This window comes from Paenibacillus sp. FSL R10-2782, assembly GCF_038592985.1.
GTDB lineage: Bacteria > Bacillota > Bacilli > Paenibacillales > Paenibacillaceae > Paenibacillus > Paenibacillus terrae_C.
The window spans coordinates 167891-184208 of sequence record NZ_CP151951.1; the positions used below are offsets into that span (position 1 = coordinate 167891).

13 protein-coding genes are annotated in these 16318 nt (G+C 48.9%); 10 read left to right on the forward strand and 3 right to left on the reverse strand.

Features of this window, described 5'->3' with window-relative positions; genetic code table 11:
• Positions 1 to 18 precede the first annotated feature (18 nt).
• Together NST83_RS00680 and NST83_RS00685 are read right to left on the reverse strand one after the other, a co-directional pair.
• Positions 19 to 879 (reverse strand): hypothetical protein, encoded by an 861-nt coding sequence (locus NST83_RS00680; RefSeq protein ID WP_137061060.1) that lies wholly within the window; start codon positions 877 to 879, stop codon positions 19 to 21.
• A 127-nt stretch (positions 880 to 1006) separates the two neighbouring features.
• On the reverse strand, positions 1007 to 1900 hold the full coding sequence (locus tag NST83_RS00685) for a LysR family transcriptional regulator (RefSeq protein WP_342416208.1): 894 nt from the start codon (positions 1898 to 1900) through the stop codon (positions 1007 to 1009).
• 199 nt (positions 1901 to 2099) lie between these two features.
• On the opposite strand from NST83_RS00685, the gene NST83_RS00690 reads away from it, so the two are divergent.
• From NST83_RS00690 to NST83_RS00705, 4 genes are read left to right on the forward strand one after another with little or no spacing between them, the layout of a single operon-like run.
• Positions 2100 to 3104 carry an ABC transporter ATP-binding protein gene (locus tag NST83_RS00690; protein WP_342416209.1) on the forward strand — a complete coding sequence of 335 codons (1005 nt, stop codon included), beginning with the start codon at positions 2100 to 2102 and terminating at the stop codon, positions 3102 to 3104.
• A gap of 20 nt (positions 3105 to 3124) precedes the next feature.
• Positions 3125 to 4195, forward strand: coding sequence for an ABC transporter substrate-binding protein (locus tag NST83_RS00695; RefSeq protein WP_137061063.1), 1071 nt, complete (start codon positions 3125 to 3127; stop codon positions 4193 to 4195).
• 4 nt (positions 4196 to 4199) lie between these two features.
• Positions 4200 to 5870 (forward strand): iron ABC transporter permease, encoded by a 1671-nt coding sequence (locus tag NST83_RS00700; protein ID WP_342416210.1) that lies wholly within the window; start codon positions 4200 to 4202, stop codon positions 5868 to 5870.
• On the forward strand, positions 5867 to 7207 hold the full coding sequence (locus NST83_RS00705) for an MBL fold metallo-hydrolase (RefSeq protein ID WP_342416211.1): 1341 nt from the start codon (positions 5867 to 5869) through the stop codon (positions 7205 to 7207). Before NST83_RS00700 ends, NST83_RS00705 begins: the two co-directional genes overlap by 4 nt.
• Before the next feature lie 22 nt (positions 7208 to 7229).
• Here NST83_RS00705 and NST83_RS00710 read toward each other — a convergent pair whose 3' ends face one another.
• On the reverse strand, positions 7230 to 8390 hold the full coding sequence (locus NST83_RS00710) for a S8 family peptidase (protein ID WP_342416212.1): 1161 nt from the start codon (positions 8388 to 8390) through the stop codon (positions 7230 to 7232).
• 405 nt (positions 8391 to 8795) lie between these two features.
• Here NST83_RS00710 and rpoE point away from each other — a divergent pair, with 405 nt between their 5' ends.
• From rpoE to rho, 6 genes are all read left to right on the forward strand, one after another.
• Positions 8796 to 9344: a DNA-directed RNA polymerase subunit delta gene (gene rpoE, locus NST83_RS00715; protein ID WP_137061067.1), complete on the forward strand. Its 549-nt coding sequence runs from the start codon at positions 8796 to 8798 to the stop codon at positions 9342 to 9344.
• 400 nt (positions 9345 to 9744) lie between these two features.
• A complete protein-coding gene (locus tag NST83_RS00720; RefSeq protein WP_137061068.1) occupies positions 9745 to 11346 on the forward strand; it encodes a CTP synthase in 1602 nt (533 codons plus the stop codon).
• Positions 11347 to 11560: 214 nt separating this feature from the next.
• Positions 11561 to 11947, forward strand: a complete 387-nt coding sequence (locus NST83_RS00725) for a response regulator (protein WP_342416213.1) — start codon at positions 11561 to 11563, stop codon at positions 11945 to 11947.
• Between the two features lie 229 nt (positions 11948 to 12176).
• On the forward strand, positions 12177 to 13031 hold the full coding sequence (fba, locus tag NST83_RS00730) for a class II fructose-1,6-bisphosphate aldolase (RefSeq protein ID WP_342416214.1): 855 nt from the start codon (positions 12177 to 12179) through the stop codon (positions 13029 to 13031).
• Positions 13032 to 13239: 208 nt separating this feature from the next.
• Positions 13240 to 14493, forward strand: coding sequence for a UDP-N-acetylglucosamine 1-carboxyvinyltransferase (locus tag NST83_RS00735; protein ID WP_025683194.1), 1254 nt, complete (start codon positions 13240 to 13242; stop codon positions 14491 to 14493).
• Positions 14494 to 14871: 378 nt separating this feature from the next.
• Positions 14872 to 16206, forward strand: coding sequence for a transcription termination factor Rho (rho, locus tag NST83_RS00740; protein WP_342416215.1), 1335 nt, complete (start codon positions 14872 to 14874; stop codon positions 16204 to 16206).
• Positions 16207 to 16318: the final 112 nt, after the last annotated feature.

The following is a 16318-nucleotide window of genomic DNA, read 5'->3' on the forward strand; positions in this document are numbered from 1 at the left end:
CTTTTTTGTACGAGCAGCTTAGTAGCGTTCCAGTACCAAATTCGTTTTCAGGGAATCGGCGGGAACCAGCCACCCTTTGGATTGCAGCAGATTGATCAGCTTGGTGCGATTGCTGGAGGCAACGCTGTAGTCCGAGGTTTTGAAGGAGATTTCAATGATGGTATCTGTACCTGATCCGTTCGCACTGCGGATAGGCCAGACTTCAACATCGGTATCCAATCCCTGGAAGCTGCCTCCATATTTGCTGACCTGTACAGGACCGCGTACTCTGGAGTCTGCCAAGGCTTGTTTGCCCCAGTTGCTGGTTTTCCAGTTTTGCAGCTTGCCTGGAAGATTGTCCAATAGTTGCTTTAACGCCTGATCCGGGGAAGGAAGAGTTAATCCTTTGGAAGCGTTCGTTTTTTTGTCATTGGAAAAGCTCAGTGTCTGTTTGCTATAGCCCCAATCCACCTCAGCATCGTAGTTATCGTCGGATGCGCTGAAGCCTTCTTTATTGGCTTGGGTGAGAGCCGCGTTGATATCTCCGTTCGTGACTGTGTACCGTTTCTTGTAGGTTAATTCATAATTCTTTTTATCTTCTTTTTTGCGAAATCTGACATTCCAGCCCTCGTTGTTCAATTGCAATTGATCCGTGTCAAAATATTCGACGCTCAATCGTTGCGCAGCTTCGCTAATTTGAAACTCGTTGGCTACGCTGCTTTTCAAAGAGCCGTCCGCATTGAGGACCTTAGCTGTATCCAGCATCAGTTTTACCTCATAGCTTGGTGTGGCATTAGCGGCAGCCTGCGCAGGCTCGGCCCCTTTCCATCCCGTTACAAGCAGCACTGCACTCAGGGTTAATACTGACAAAGCCTTTGTGATACGAAGACCGGTTTTCATCCAATCATCTCCTGTTCGTCCGAATGGGGGTACACGCTACACTTTACGGGTGTAATGTCAGTCGTATGTCAAGGCAAGCTGGTACTCTGGTTAAAAAATAACATAATTTCTATATGACAGGTAAGATTTATTCTTGGTTCCCTGACAAATATTCAGCAAATTGGCGGATTAGAGCGGAGCGGTGGCGGTCCTTATTGCTAACCATATAAATGTACCGCTCTACACGTTGGCCCGGAATAGGCCGTATGACGAGCATCCCGCGTTCAACCTCAGACTGCACAGCTATGCGGGAGACGAAAGAGACGTGTTCTCCCAGCATGACCGCCTGCTTGATCGCCTCCAGCGAATCCAGCTCCAAATAGGAGGGGAGGCGGCGTCCGCCATGCTCCAGCCATTTGTCTGTCATTTGGCGTGTGCTGGAATCCTTGCCGTGCAGCACGAAAGAGGAAGAAGCGATTCGCTCAGGTGTTAAATCGGTTTCGCTTGCGAGCGGGTGATCCGGTGCGCAGATCAGTACCAGCTCATCCTCGCCCAAGGATTCCGATACCAGTGAGGGCACTTGAAACGGCTCTGTTGAAATAACGCCAAGGTCGATTTCGTGACGGGCAAGCATGTCCTTGATCACCGGAGCAGTTTTCACGGACAAGGCAATATGAATTCCCGGATGTTCCCGGGCAAAACGGTGCAGCACCGCAGGAAGCACATAGGTAGCTGGTACATAGCTTGCGCCGATTCGAATGCTCCCCCGCTGGAGTGTGTCGAACTCGCAGACAACCCGCTCCGCCTCGGCGGCGAGCGCATTAATCTTGCCGGCATAGTGGAGCAGCGCGTACCCAGCATCCGTCAGGATGATTTTGCCCATACGCGTGTCGAACAGCTTCACCCCCAAATCCCGCTCCAGGTTTCTCATATGAAAGGTGATGGTCGGTTGTTTCAGACCGAGAAGCTCAGCTACTGTGGTAATTTTATGATGCTTGTTCAGCAACTCTACAATATGCAGCTTCAGAAGACTTAAATTCACTTGGATGCCCCGCTTTCTGTTTGATCGGAAACTCATTCCGCTCCATGCGTGGCGGTATCAATCCCCTCTATATAGATTAAATCTATGAGTGTTAACACAATTCATTGAAATAATTAATTTTGCTTTAACTTTCCAATAACACAGGCTGCGAATTCAAGCTTTACACTGGGGTCAGTCATAAGAACAGGCAGGTAATGCGATGAATCAGGATCTATATATTCACGGTTTGAGTAAAACCTTCGGTCATATGACCGCATTGCACGAGACGAATCTGGTCGTACGACGGGGACAATTCACGACACTCCTCGGTCCGTCCGGCTGCGGGAAAACAACGCTTCTACGCATGATTGCAGGGCTGGAAATGCCGGATACCGGCACGATCACGTTGGGGGAGGAAGTTCTTTTTTCGGCAGAACGCAAAAAGGATATTCCCGCTCATCTCCGTCATTTCGGCATGGTGTTTCAGGATTTCGCGCTGTGGCCGCATATGACGGTGTTTGAAAATGTGGCCTTCGGGCTGCGTGCGGTCAAGCAGGCCAAAGGCGTCGGCTCTGGCAGCGTGCGTGGCAAGGAACTGCGAGCGGCGGTGCTGGAGGCGCTGGACAAGGTCAGACTGTCGGGGATGGAGGATCGATATCCTCATCAGCTATCTGGTGGCCAGCAGCAGCGAGTCGCTTTTGCCCGCGCGGTCGCCATCCGACCCAGGCTCGTCTTATTCGATGAGCCGCTCAGTGCACTGGATGCGGTGCTTCGCGAGGAGATGCGCATCGAAATGCTGTCGCTGGTGCGGGATCTGGGGCTGACCGCTCTGTACGTCACCCATGATCAGATTGAGGCTATGTCGATGTCCGATGAAGTGGTCGTCATGAGAAGCGGACATATTTTGCAGACCGGAACACCCGAAATCATCTACAGTCGTCCATCTCATCCAGAGGTGGCGAGGTTCATCGGCAAGTCGAACTGGCTGGAGCCGGAGCGGACGCTATTCCGTCCCGAGCATGTTCGCTGGGAACAGAATCAAGTGGATCAGCATTCTTTTACAGTAGAGATTCGGCATGTCAGCTATGTTGGAGATCGTTATGAAATCCGCATATTGGCGGAGAACGGCGAGCTGTGGACTGCGTATCATTCCACCCGCTTGCCTATCGGAGAACAAAAGCAAATTTGGGTATCACCGCAACACATCCACCAACTCGATTCATAGGGAAAAGGGGTATATACAAGATGATAAACAAGCACGTTTTTCGTTCAGGTTGGAAAAAGGGCGCGATGCTCGCATTAACATTGACCTTTGGACTGGCTGTCGCAGGCTGTGGAACGGCTACACCATCCAAGGATGGTGCGCAATCCACCGGATCAGCAGGACAAGCCGGGGCGGCATCGACCGATCAGAAGCTGGTTGTCTACAGCGCAGGCCCTGACGGACTGGCAAAAAAGCTGGTAGCTGGGTATGAGGCGCAAAGCGGAGTGAAGGTCGAGCTGTTCCAGGGAACGACAGGTAAAATTTTGGCCCGCATGGAAGCCGAGAAGGCGAATCCGGTAGCAGATGTGGTGGTGCTGGCATCTCTTCCGTCCGTACAAGGCTTGAAAAAAGACGGCCTCACGCTGCCCTACCCGGATGCCCAAAACGCGGACAAGCTGAATCCCGATTGGTCCGACAAGGAAGGCAACTATTTCAGCACCAGTGCTTCCGCGTTAGGTATCGCGTACAACACGAAGCTGGTGAAGACACCGCCGACTTCATGGGCCGATCTCGCGAAGCCGGAATACAAGGACCAAGTTAACATTCCTGATCCGTCCCTGTCCGGCTCGGCGCTGGATTTTATGACTGGCTACCTGAGTGCCAAAGGCGATGGGGGCTGGACGTTGTTCGAGCAGTACAAGGCTAACGGCGTAGCGATGGCTGGAGCCAATCAGGAAGCGCTGGACCCGGTCATTACCGGAGCCAAAAGCATGGTCGCTGCTGCGGTTGATTACATGACCTACAAGGCCAAAGCCAAAGGCGAGCCGATCGACATTGTTTATCCGAAGGAAGGAACAGTCATCAGCCCACGCCCTGCAGCGATTCTCAAATCGACACAGCATGAGCAGAACGCCAAGGCATTCATTGACTATCTGCTGTCGGACGAGGCACAGAAGCTGGTAGCGGACGCTTCCTTGCTTCCGGGACGCACGGATGTCAAAGCAGATAAGCGCGCCAATCTGGATGAGATTCCGTTGCTGAAGACCAATTGGGAATGGATGGGCGAGCACGGGCCTGACGTGACAGAGAAGTTCACGCAAATGTTCAAGTAAGCGGATGGGGTTCTTATCCGTCAAACAGATCAGAGCGTGGAGTCTGACACTCGCTCTGATCGCGCTTGCTTTACTGATCGTGCTGCCGTTGCTACAAATCTTCATCCAAAGTGTGTATGTAGATGGACAATTACAATGGTCTGCGCCTTTCCAGACGTTGGCTGCATCCCGATTTATGGGTGTGCTGTTCGGCTCGATCTGGCTGGGCATTTGTGTTATTGCCGGAACGACGGTGCTTGCACTTCCGCTCGCGTGGGTCATGTCCAACACGCGTCTCGCTAGCTGGCGCTGGCTGGACGTGGTGCTATTGATTCCGTTTATGACCCCACCCTATATCGGGTCCATGGGCTGGATTTTGTTTATGCAAAAAAACGGGTATCTGGAGCAGTTGTTTCCGAGCCTGCATTTCTTGACCCCGTTCTTTTTCAGCTTTGGCGGCATGGTGATGATCATGAGTCTGCATCTGTTTCCGTTCCTGTACCTGCTGCTGCGCGGTGCGCTGGTTAGGATTGGCGGCAGTCTCGAAGAGGCCGGAGCCGTTATGGGCGGCGGCTTTCTGTACAGGTTCCGCCGGATCATTTTACCGCTGCTGCTGTCGGCTTACGGAATGGGCGCGCTGCTCATTTTCGTCAAAACGATTGCCGAGTTTGGAACCCCCGCCACTTTTGGGCGACGTATCGGGTATGAGGTCATGACATCGGAAATTCACAAATACATTTCCAGTTGGCCGATTGATTTCGGCAAGGCGACATCCATGGCCTCAGTGCTTTTAACTGCCTGTCTGCTCGTGTGGTATGTGCAATCGGTGATCAACCGTAAGTACACATACAGGCTGGTAGGTGGTAAAGGTTCTCGTCCTTCCCGTCTTCGTGTATCCGGCTGGACTACGGGACTGAGCATCGCATTCATTCTATTGTTGCTAATGGCGTCCATTGGTATCCCTTATTTTTCAATTATCGCCGCTTCCACCATGAAGCTGCGGGGGATCGGCTTGGCTTGGGATAACTTTACGCTCGATTATTACAAGGAACTGCTGTCTTGGGGCTCAGAGAGCATGGAGGCGTTGCTGAACAGCATATTTCTCTCTTTGGGGGCATCGACGATTGCCGTTATGCTGGGCACATGGTTTGCGCTCGTCATTGGCGGCTCGCGTACGAGGCTCCAGCGGACGGTGGATGCATTCAGCTTGCTTCCGAACACGGTTCCGGGGATTGTTATGGTAGTCGGCCTTATTTTATGGTGGAACTCGCCATGGATGCCGATTCCGTTGTATAACACGTACGGTATGGTCATTCTGACGTATGTTGTCTTGTTTGTTCCTTATACAGTCCAGTATGTCAAAAGCGCCTTTACGCAGGTAGATACTGCTCTTTTTCAGGCAGGACAGGTGTTTGGCGGTCGACCGACTTATGTATTCCGGCGGATTGTGCTGCCGCTGATTTTACCGGGCATGCTGGCAGGCTGGATGATGACCTTTACCATTGCTTCGCGCGAACTGGTCGGCTCGTTGCTGATTTTGCCGCCATCCATCCAGACGTCTGCAACCTACATTTTTGCCCAGTTCGAACAGGGGCAGGTGTCGCTTGGTATGGCAATGGCGGTCATATCGGTCGGTTTGACCACGCTACTGCTGATCTTAATGGAAAGCTTAAACTCGCAAAGAAAGTGGAAATGATGATGACGAAGCTTCGAATTTGGGGCGGAGCGGGCGAACACGGCCGCTCCTGCTATGTTTTGGAAGGAAAGCAGCATCGCATCATGCTGGATTGTGGTGTGAAAAAGGAAGGAACCGGGCAGTATCCGGTTTTTCCGCCGCAGGAGGCGGAGAGGCTGACTGCTGTATTGCTGTCTCATGCACATGAAGATCATTCGATGGCGCTCCCCTTACTGTACAAAAATGGATACCGGGGAGAGGTGTGGACGACAAAGGCCACTGCGGAACAGCTAGGTTCCTATTTTCGCTCCTGGCATACTTATGTAGAATCGAGAGGCGGAAAATTGCCTTACGACGAACAGGATATCGAATCCATCACTTACCGTTATCTGGAGGATGAAGCGCCGTCAGGGGTGTGGCAAGAGGCTAGTCCGGGTGTACGGATCATGTGGGGACGCAGTGGGCATTTGGCTGGCGCTGTGTGGTACGTAGCAGAAATGGAAGGGAAGCGGTTATTCTTTTCGGGAGACTACAGCCGCGAGTCCGAGCTGCTTGTTGCCGATGTACCAGAACCCAATCTAGCCGATATCTCCATTATGGACAATGCCTATGACATGGATATAGACCCGCAGCCGGTGAAGCTGGAGCGGCTGCGGGTCGAGATGGAACGGATTTTGTCTGCTGGTGGTCATGTGCTGCTTCCGGTACCTGCCTTTGGTCGGGGACAGGATTTGATCGTGTGGGCCAGCGAACAATTCCCTGAACAAGTCATGATTATAGAGCCGGACATATGGCAGGGATTACAGCGTCTGAGCTGTTTGAAAGAATGGCTACGCCCGGAAGCACCTGTACGGATAGAACATGTGCTGCACAGTGACAGGATCTTTGTGCCTCGTGATGCTGCGGAGCGAGTACGGCTGCTGGAACAGAGTGCTGCGGCTATCATCGTAACCGGGGATGGGATGATGGATTCGCCACGGGCACGCTGGTACTATCAATATTTGTCGGATCAACCGTCGAGTGTGGGGGAGGGCAAAGGTAGCGGAAAAAGTAATCATAACGGTGTTATTTTGACGGGACATGCTTCAAGCGGTTCTTTTGGTAAACATCTGCTGGAACGTGGGGATCAGGATGACTGTTGTATCGTTCGGCATTTGATTTACAAGGTGCATCAGGGGATATCGGATGTGAGACAAATGTTGAAGGTGTTGCCTGGTAAACAGGTTGTGCTCGTTCATGCGCCCAAGCCGCAGACCGATCTTGTGCGGGGCGAGCTGATAAGAGAAGGCTGGACCGAGCACGAAAGCTCTGTAAAAGCCATTCACTCTTTGGAACCAGGCGCAACGTTAAACGTTTAGATGATTCATTTTGCTCCATCCGTTATTTCGTACCCTCCTGCATCAGTCGGAAGGCATCGACTTCCCCAAGTTTCGTGGATATAGTGTTGCGCCCTGTGCTTTTACGAAGGCGCAGCGGTGTAGCGGTACGCTTGAGCAGTGCTTTGATTTCTCCAGGCCCCATCTCCGGTCTCAGTGAAAGGAGCAGGGCAATGCTTCCGGTTACGTGAGAAGTAGCCATAGACGTACCGCTCATTTCGTGATGCTTGCCGTGTATCCATGAGGAAATAATCTTTTCACCCGGCGCGTACACGTCTACGAATTGTCCCCGGTTGCTGAAAGGTGCGATGCGTCTGTATTTATCGGTAGCTCCGACCGAAATGGTCTGGGAATAGCGGGCGGGGTAGTCAATACTCCGGCGCTTGCCCTCGTTTCCCGAGGAAGCTACGATCACAATACCGTTTTGATACGCTTTGTTCACCATATCAAGCAGCGCCTTGCTGCGTGATTTCATACCGAAGCTCATATTGATAATATCGATACGATTCAATACACACCAGTCGATGCCAAGAATAATATCCGAAACGTAGGCGGCCCCGTTATGGTCAAACGCTTTTACAGGATGAATCAGCGCCTGAGGTGCTACGCCAATCCTACCCTCATCATAGTTGGACGCCGCGATGGTACCGGCAATATGAGTGCCGTGACCGTTATCGTCATAGGGTAGCATGGTCCGATTAAGCAAATTGATGCCTCTGGCGAGAGAATGACGCAGATCAGGATGTTGAAAATCCGCTCCTGTGTCAATCACACCAATCCTGATTCGGTTTCCTGTAGAGGAAGGCCAAGCCTTGTGTGCGCGTACCTGTTTGACCCCCCACGGCATGGGCAGGTTTTTCTCCGTCTTCGGCATATGGGCCGCTCCTCCATGTACCCTCATGCGAGTATCTTCTTCAACGGTAACACCGTTGTGATATTTGCCGAGCCTGTTTCCCCCTGGAAGCGGGGCAATCAGGGCGCGAATCAGCCGGGCCGGTTGTACTTGCCGTAATCCCGCAAGCTCGGGTTTCAGCTTCCTGAGATAGGACAGGCATTCCCGGTATTGGTGAGGCTTATCGAACGTAATGATCTGTTTGTGTCGTCCACTGCGGGACGGCTCCGAAATCCCCTCGTGCAAACGCTGCAAAAAACCCGGATAGTCCATTTGAGACAGTCCCCCTCCGATGAGCCATGCTGAGGTATTGTATGAGCAAGCGTCAGCGGCGGCATGGGAAACCTGCCCCTTTTTTATGGAAATAGGCCTGCTTGTCGTGTCAAAGTGATCGCGGACACATACGATACATGGAGGGCATAAGCTCTTGTGCAACAACTTTGGGAACTTCTCCCGGAGCGGGTACAGTCGAAAGACGGGGGGGACTCCGTCTTTTTAACGTGCGCCGCCTTGTTCAAGGCATACTACTGCAAATTGTACGGATACCCATGTTTAACTTGCAATTTGCTTCCAAATAGGTTTTACTTAGTTTTGATAATGGATATGTTAGTATTGCATGTATCGTGTATGCTCTGAAACATGTTCTTGTGAATTACGTGTGAGAGGAAGTGTCCCTAGGTGAGTACCCCACTCAACTTGAAGATTGACCCGGAGAAAGTCCACGAGACTCCAATGGTGGATTTGGCATTTATGGTATTGAAAGCGGCCAATACTCCATATTATTACCGTGACCTGATGAATGAAGTCGCCAAATTGCGCGGCATGTCCGACGAAGAAATTAATGACGTTATCGCTCAGCTATATACTGAAATCAACATTGACGGGCGTTTTGCCTGTGTCGGTACGAATCTGTGGGGCTTGAAGCGTTGGTATCCAGTGGATAAATCCGAAGATGCTCTGACAGGCGCCAAGCGTCCTCGTATCATTAATGACGAAGACGATGACGACGAAGAGGACTATCATGAGGAAGAAGAAACTTACAGCACCGATGATGACTTCGATGCAGACAGTGAAGACGAGGATAGCGAAGAAGAACTGTTCGACGGTGAAGATGACGATAGCGATGAAGACGTGGTTATAGACGATGAAGACCTCAGTGATGAGGAAGATACAGAAGATGAAAATGATGACGAATCGACAGACGACGACGATGATTCGCTTCGTTAGGATCAGGCTGTAAGGGGAGAGGTATTCTCCCCTTTTTCATGACCATTTTCTTGAAACTGCCTTCAGATTTGAAGCTTTCAGATGGATTCCCTTTAGTTTTGTCAATGGGCAAATTAACAAAGATAACTTCCTTGACAGCGGATTGGACACGGGGTAAACTATTGCTTGGGCTTATGATTGATTCACTTATATGTTTGCTTTTTGTATAAAAGTGCCCCGTACTACGGGAGTGCTTTTTTGTTTTTTTATAGGGTGTTTCCACTCATGAAAGAGGGCTAAGGGCGGCGGGTATGGAAAATGATTCGCTGTCTTCTTCATGGATGATAATCCGTGTAAACGGGTTACGATAACATCATAATGTCGCCTGAATTTTGGACTTTATTTAGGAGGGTTTTAAACAGTGACAAAGTATATTTTTGTGACAGGCGGGGTTGTGTCTTCCTTGGGCAAAGGGATTACGGCAGCTTCACTGGGAAGGCTTCTGAAGAACAGGGGACTAAAGGTAACGATTCAAAAATTCGATCCGTACCTTAATGTCGATCCGGGGACGATGAGCCCTTACCAGCATGGTGAAGTGTTTGTAACGGATGACGGTGCGGAAACGGATCTTGACTTGGGACACTATGAGCGCTTTATTGATATCAATCTGTCCAAGAACAGCAATGTCACGACAGGTAAGGTATACTCCAGCGTAATCAGCAAAGAGCGTCGCGGGGAGTATTTGGGCGGTACGGTGCAGGTTATTCCACATATTACGAACGAAATCAAGGAGCGCGTATATCGTGCAGGTCGTGAAGCGGGTTCGGACGTAATTATCACAGAAATCGGCGGTACTGTGGGTGATATCGAGAGCTTGCCATTTTTGGAAGCGATCCGTCAGCTCAAAAGTGAGGTAGGACGTGAGAATGTAATGTATATTCACGTAACCCTCATTCCTTATATTAAAGCTGCTGGTGAGGTTAAAACCAAACCAACTCAGCACAGTGTAAAAGAACTACGCAGCATCGGCATTCAACCGAATGTCATTGTTTGCCGTACAGAGCATGAACTTTCCTCCGATATGAAGGCCAAAATCGCGCTGTTCTGCGATATTGATGCTAACGCAGTAGTAGAATGCCGCGATGCCTCGACTTTGTACGAGGTTCCATTGAACTTGCGTGAAGAAGGCTTGGACGAGATCGTAGTCAATCACCTCAAGCTGACAACACCTGCACCGGATATGACGGAGTGGGAAGGGCTTGTTGAACGGATCAGAAAGCTGGATAAAACGGTTGAAATCGCCATTGTTGGTAAATATGTTGCACTGCATGATGCTTATTTAAGTGTGGTCGAATCCCTTTCGCACGCCGGATTTGACGCCAATGCGGATGTGAAAATCCGTTGGGTGAACGCAGAAGAAGTAACGGACGAGAACGTAGCAGACATGCTGGGCGGCATTGGCGGTATTCTCGTACCGGGCGGCTTCGGCGATCGCGGAATTGAAGGTAAAATCAGTACCATCCGTTATGCTCGTGAACAGAAAATCCCGTTCTTCGGTATTTGTCTTGGCATGCAAGTATCTGTCATTGAGGTAGCCCGTTCCCTGGCTGGTCTGGATGGAGCCAACAGCTCGGAAATCAATCCGGCTACGGATTACCCGGTCATCGACTTGCTGCCTGACCAAAAGGACATCGAAGATATGGGCGGAACGATGCGTCTCGGATTGTATCCGTGCAAACTGACGGAAGGTTCGTTGGCTTCGGCTTGTTACAACGATGAGCTGGTATACGAAAGACACCGTCATCGGTATGAATTCAATAATGAGTATCGTGAAGTTATTGAAAAGGCAGGTCTTCGCATTTCCGGTACTTCACCGGACGGACGTTTGGTGGAAATTGTGGAACTGCCTGGGCATCCATGGTTTCTGGCGGTACAATTCCATCCGGAATTCACTTCCCGTCCGAACCGTCCACAGCCGTTGTTCCGTGAATTTGTTAAGGCGGCATTGCAGCTTCAAGGCTAATGCTGCGGCCTGTAAGACCTCCTCAGGGAGGTCTTTTTTTTATTCCACGCTTCCTGATTATGAAAGAATATTCCACAATTATGTATAAGAGAAGGATTTTCTTTTTGCAGGAGCGAATATAGTTTAGGGTATGGGACGGATATTGTACGTCATCGGACGCTGTTATGGCAATAGCTGCATGATCCTCGTTTTAAGATCTTAGGAGGTTAAAACATTGGAAAAGAAAAAAGTGTTAATCGTCGATGACCAGAATGGAATACGAATTTTGCTGATGGAAGTGTTCGGAAGTGAGGGTTACGAGACCTTTCAGGCAGCAAACGGAAAAATTGCACTTGAAATTGTTGAAAAGGAACCTCCTGATTTGGTTCTGCTCGATATGAAAATTCCGGGTATGGACGGACTTGAAATCTTGAAGCATCTAAAGACCATGAATCCCGATATCAAGGTTATTATGATGACAGCTTATGGAGAACTGGACATGATTAAAGAGGCGACGGAGCTGGGAGCACTCATGCACTTTACCAAGCCCTTTGATATTGATGAAATGCGAATCGCCGTAAACAAGCAACTCAGGGGTAACGAAGAGAGTCACTTTGGTTGAAAACTCTGTTAACACAACAGGGTTTTTTGTTTGTGTTTATGGGAAATACTGAAAGTAAATCCTCTCCTTATACAATTCTATGAAAAAACGGCGTCCTGAGCGTGATTTTCGTATGTGTTGATGTGCAAAAGCTTGTTTAGTATTTAACATGGGTTGTGGTATAATAAGCCCGTATGTGATGTCGGCTAAAATATAGACAAACCCAAACACCCTTAGGAGGACTGTAACCATGCCATTGGTATCTATGACAGACATGTTGAACAAAGCACTTGAAGGAAAATACGCGGTAGGTCAGTACAACATTAACAATCTGGAGTGGACTCAAGCTATTCTGGGCGCTGCTGAAGAAGAAAAATCCCCGGTAATCCTGGGTGTATCTGAAGGTGCAGCACGTCACATGGGCGGTTTCTACACTGTTGTTAAAATGGTAGAAGGTCTTATTCATGACATGAAAATTACGGTTCCGGTTGCGATCCATTTGGACCACGGTTCCAGCTTTGAAAAATGTAAAGAAGCCATTGATGCTGGTTTCACATCTGTTATGATTGACGATTCCCACAGCCCAATCGACACAAATATCGAAACGACTAAAAAAGTCGTTGAATATGCACATTCCAAAGGCGTTTCTGTTGAAGCTGAAGTTGGAATGGTTGGCGGTCAAGAGGATGATGTTGTAGGTGACGTAATGTACGCGAAGCTTGACGACTGTCTGCGTATCGTTAACGAAACAGGTATCGACACACTGGCTCCTGCACTGGGTTCCGTTCACGGACCTTACAAAGGCGAGCCAAACCTTGGATTCAAAGAAATGGAAGAGATCTGCACTGCAATCAAACTTCCACTTGTTCTGCATGGTGGTACTGGTATCCCAACGCATGACATCAAAAAAGCAATCTCGCTGGGAACTTCCAAAATCAATGTAAACACAGAGAACCAAATCGTGTTCGCGAAAGTGGTTCGTGAAGTGCTTGCTGAGAAACCGGATGCTTATGACCCACGTACATTTATCGCTCCAGGTCGTGAAGCGATTAAACAAACCGTTATCGGTAAAATCCGTGAGTTCGGTTCCAACAACCAAGCGTAAGAATAAGTTGATGTACCGTGCATCTGCATGGTTCAATGTATCTCTTGATTGTAATTGTAGTTCTGCACAGAGGATTTGAATCTGTTCAGTTGAATAGTTTGACTTGGAAAGCACACCGCTTAGCCGGTGTCTTTCCATTTTAACCACCAAAAAGTTGAAAGTTTATTATTTGACCGACTGCAAAACAAGTAGGGGGACCCTCAAGCTTATGGAAAAATTGATGATCACCGGTGGACGGCCGCTTCAAGGTACAGTTTCCATCAGCGGTGCCAAAAACAGTGCCATCGCCTTGATTCCCGCCGCCATTCTGGCAGAGTCGGAAGTCATTTTGGACAATTTGCCGCTGTTGAGTGATGTGGCGGTATATTCCGAAATACTGGAGGAACTTGGTGCAACCGTTGCCTGGGAAGGCAGCCAGATGAGAATAGATCCATCCTCCATTAAATCCATTCCCATGCCGAATGGACCTGTTAAAAAATTACGGGCATCCTATTATATGATGGGAGCCATGCTAGGCAGATTCAAGGAAGCGATCATCGGTTTGCCAGGAGGGTGTAATTTTGAACCTCGGCCCATTGATCAGCATATCAAAGGTTTTGAAGCACTGGGTGCTACGGTGACGAATGAGCACGGTGCTATTCATTTGCATGCCAAAGAGCTGCGAGGTACCAAGATTTATTTGGATGTCAGCAGTGTAGGAGCTACGATTAACATTATGCTGGCGGCCGCACGTGCCAAAGGCGCCACAATTATCGAAAATGCGGCTAAAGAGCCTGAGATTATAGATGTAGCAACCTTGTTAAACTCCATGGGGGCCATTATTAAGGGCGCCGGAACGGAAACGATACGGATTGAAGGTGTGTCCGAGCTACATGGCTGCCGTCACTCCATCATACCTGACCGCATACAAGCGGGCACATATATGATTGCTGCTGCGGCTACTCGTGGTAATGTTTTGATTGATAACGTAATTCCCAAGCATATGGAGGCTCTGACTGCAAAAATGCAGGAAATGGGTATTGGCATAGAGGAATATGACGAAAGTATTCGTGTTCTGGGTTCACCTTCATATGAGCATGTTGATGTTAAAGCCTTAATTTACCCCGGATTCGCCACAGACTTGCAATCTCCTATGACCAGTTTGCTTACTCAGGCGCAAGGGGTCAGTGTACTGAGCGATTTTGTTTATAGCAATCGTTTTAAACATGTCCCTGAACTTGTACGAATGGGGGCTAAAATCCGCGTAGAAGGTCGTTCGGCTATTATTGAGGGGGGCAAGCTAAATGCGGCTAAAGTCAAAGCGGCCGATCTGCGTGCTGGCGCAGCGCTTGTCATTGCCGGACTTACCGTAAGTGAAGGCGTAACCGAGGTGTCAGGTGTAGAATACATCGACCGTGGTTATGACCATCTTGTCTCCAATCTGCGTCTTTTGGGCGCGGACGTATGGCGGCAGACAGAATAACAAACTTCTTACATTTTGGGACTCCCGAAACGGATGAACAATAGAATGGATAGTCTCTATGCAGCCGCTGCATGATACAAGATATAGGTTTATACCTGAATCAATTTCATAATCCCCTCAGTAGCTTTAATCAAGAGTACATATAGAGCAAAATGGTTTAGTTTGTCTATATGTACATACATTTCGTTGGCTTAATCATGTATGAAATGGATTCACCTAACAATCTTTTATCGGAAAACCGTAATAATTCGGTATAATCCAGGCAGATGGCTGCATAACTTTATTTGTTTTGGTTAAAATTATGTTGATGGCGTTTATGATATCATTGTCTATCATTTAGTTTTGAATGGACTTAATAATTGAATAGGTGGTTATTATATGGATCTGCAAATTTCCGATCTGGAAGAAATGAAGCTGACCGATCTGTACAAACTGGCCAAGCAATACCAGATCCCGTACTACGGAACGCTCAAGAAAAAAGAATTAATTTTTGCCATCCTGCGTGCACAAGCCGAGAAGAGCGGATTGATGTTTATGCAGGGTGTTCTGGAAATACTTCCTGAAGGTTACGGCTTTCTGAGGCCGATCAATTACCTCCCGAGTACCGAAGATATTTACATCTCTGCTTCACAAATCCGCAAGTTTGACTTGAGAACAGGCGATCTAGTATCCGGTAAATGCCGGACTCCGAAAGAGAATGAACGATATTTTGGATTGCTTCAAGTTAACGCCGTCAATGGAAGAAGTCCTGAACAAGCTGCTGAGCGGCTACACTTTCCTGCACTGACTCCACTGTATCCGCAAACTAAATTAGTCCTTGAAACTACCCCCAATAATTTGTCTACGAGAATAATGGATATATTGGCCCCTGTCGGACTTGGACAGCGTGGACTCATTGTGGCACCTCCCAAAGCTGGTAAAACACTTCTGCTCAAAGAAATTGCCAATAGCATTTCTACCAACAATCCCGAGATTGAGCTGTTTGTCTTGCTGATTGATGAACGTCCGGAAGAAGTGACCGACATGCAGCGTTCTGTTAAAGGTGAAGTTGTTGCTTCCACTTTTGATGAACTGCCTGAGAACCATATCAAGGTAGTGGAATTGGTTCTAGAGCGTGCCCTTCGCCTTGTAGAGCATAAAAAAGACGTGGTTATCCTGCTGGATAGCATTACTCGTCTTGCACGTGCCTACAACTTGGTTATTCCAGCATCCGGTCGTACGCTTAGTGGGGGTATTGATCCAGGGGCTTTCCACCGTCCGAAACGCTTTTTTGGTGCGGCACGGAATGTGGAAGAGGGCGGAAGTCTTACCATTTTGGCCACAGCGCTCATTGATACAGGATCGCGGATGGATGACATTATCTATGAAGAGTTTAAAAGCACAGGCAATATGGAGCTTCATTTGGACCGCAAGCTTGCGGAACGCCGCATATTCCCGGCTATTGATATTCGTCGCTCCGGTACCCGGCGTGAGGAAATGTTGTTAGGTAAGGAAGAATTGGATACTATTTGGGCCATTCGTAAAAATATGACAGAAAGCCACGATTTTGTGGAAGGCTTCCTGAAGAAATTGCGGAACAGCAGCAATAACGCAGAGTTTTTGGCCTCGTTTGAACCAACGGCACCATCCAATGGTTCGCAAAGCAGTTCAAGTACTCCGCAACGGAGGACCACGCGTTCCACCACAGCATCGGTTCCAGCTTCAACCAACTAAAACCAGCCACATAGCTACCCTGAATAACAATGATCAGCCTATGGATAATCGTCATTTCCATAATAGGTATTTATCTGTTCCTCAAGCACGCACCCGTCACGGTTCGACGGGT